Origin of the sequence: Vibrio sp. 10N.286.46.A8 (genome assembly GCF_041470165.1) — a bacterium.
Taxonomy (GTDB): Bacteria; Pseudomonadota; Gammaproteobacteria; order Enterobacterales; family Vibrionaceae; genus Vibrio; species Vibrio tasmaniensis_A.
In genome coordinates this window covers 10,012-10,710 of the sequence record NZ_JBFRLX010000202.1, presented here as the reverse complement: position 1 = coordinate 10,710, position 699 = coordinate 10,012, and the positions used below count along the sequence as shown (strand labels likewise).

Sequence of the window (699 nt, the reverse complement as noted above, 5' to 3'; positions counted from 1 at the left end):
GGCGAATGGGGATTTTAGTTACTAGGGGGTAGTAATTTTATCTTCCAACTTGTTTCAGGTTTTAAATAGCCACCATGTCCGCGGCTTTCTTCATCGCTTCTTTCGTTGAACACTCAATCACGTTCGCGTTAGCAAAGCGGTGAGGGTCTTTCACTTGAATATCGTGAGCCAAGATAACTAGCTTCGCGTTCGCTACATCTAGGTCGCTGATGCGGTTCTGAATACCGTTTTGACCTTGAGTTTCTACTTTAATCTTAAGGCCTGCTGCTAAGCCTGCATTTTCCAGTGCTTTCGCCGCCATGAAGGTGTGTGCAACACCAGAAGGACAACATGTTACGGCTACGATGTCGTACTCGCCTTCGCCGGCTACAGGAGCTGTTTGAGCTTGTACTGGTGCTTCAACCATGTCTTCTTCGGTTTCAACCGCTACTGGCTTCCAGAAGCCAACGATAACCGCCGTAGTTAGTGAACCTAGCGCAATACCGACCACGTACATTGGAATGTTGCTTGATACTGGTGCCGTGATTAGGCCGCCCCAAGGTGCGTGAAGTAGAACGTCTGTCATGAAGCCAAACACACAACCAACGATACCACCGGCAACGATTGAAGGAAGTACGCGCATTGGGTCGTTCGCTGCGAACGGGATAGCACCCTCAGAGATACCGATAGAACCCATGATTGCTGCTGCTTTACCTGCTT

1 protein-coding gene is annotated in these 699 nt (G+C 49.2%); it reads right to left on the bottom strand.

Going from position 1 to position 699, the window contains the following annotated elements:
* Positions 1-61 precede the first annotated feature (61 nt).
* Positions 62-699 (bottom strand): fructose PTS transporter subunit IIB (locus AB4232_RS18570; RefSeq protein ID WP_372087717.1); only part of this gene is annotated, 638 nt, incomplete at its 5' end.